The organism is Pseudomonas sp. RA_35y_Pfl2_P32 (assembly GCF_963970735.1).
In the GTDB taxonomy this organism is placed as follows: Bacteria; Pseudomonadota; Gammaproteobacteria; order Pseudomonadales; family Pseudomonadaceae; genus Aquipseudomonas.
The window spans coordinates 1-643 of the sequence record NZ_CAXAQF010000115.1 but is presented as its reverse complement, the minus strand read 5'-3'; the positions used below and the strand labels follow the sequence as shown (position 1 = coordinate 643).

Here is a 643-nt window from a genome sequence, read left to right as displayed (position 1 = left end):
CGGCGCTGGAGCGGCGCATTCCGGTGGTGCGCCGCGCGGAAATGCTCGCCGAGCTGATGCGCCTGAAATCGACCGTCGCGGTCGCGGGCACGCATGGCAAGACCACGACGACCAGCATGGTTGCGGCCTTGCTCGATGCGGGCGGGGTCGATCCCACCGTTATCAATGGCGGTATCATCAACAGCTATGGCTCCAACGCGCGTTTGGGCGCGAGCGACTGGATGGTGGTCGAAGCCGACGAAAGCGACGGCAGCTTCCTCCGGCTGGACGGCACGATCGCGGTCGTCACCAATGTCGATCCCGAACATCTCGACCATTATGGATCGTTCGATGCGGTGAAGGATGCGTTCGTCGAGTTCGTCGAGAATGTGCCTTTTTATGGCGCGGCGTTGCTCTGTCTCGATCACCCCGAGGTGCAGAACATCATCCCGCGCGTGCGCGACCGGCGCGTGGTGACCTATGGTTTCTCGGCGCAGTCGGACGTGCGCGGCGTCAACGTGACGCCCACGCCCGGCGGCAACCGCTTCGAGGTGATCATCCGCCACCGCGACGGCACGACGCGCTCGATCGAAGGCATCGATTTGCCGATGCCGGGGCGGCACAATGTCCAGAACGCGCTCGCCGCGATCGGCGTGGCGCTCGA

General features: G+C 65.0%; 1 protein-coding gene. It reads left to right on the top strand.

The window, feature by feature from the left end:
- A partial coding sequence (locus AACY45_RS27375; protein WP_339548579.1) for a UDP-N-acetylmuramate--L-alanine ligase occupies positions 1-643 on the top strand: 643 nt, incomplete at both ends.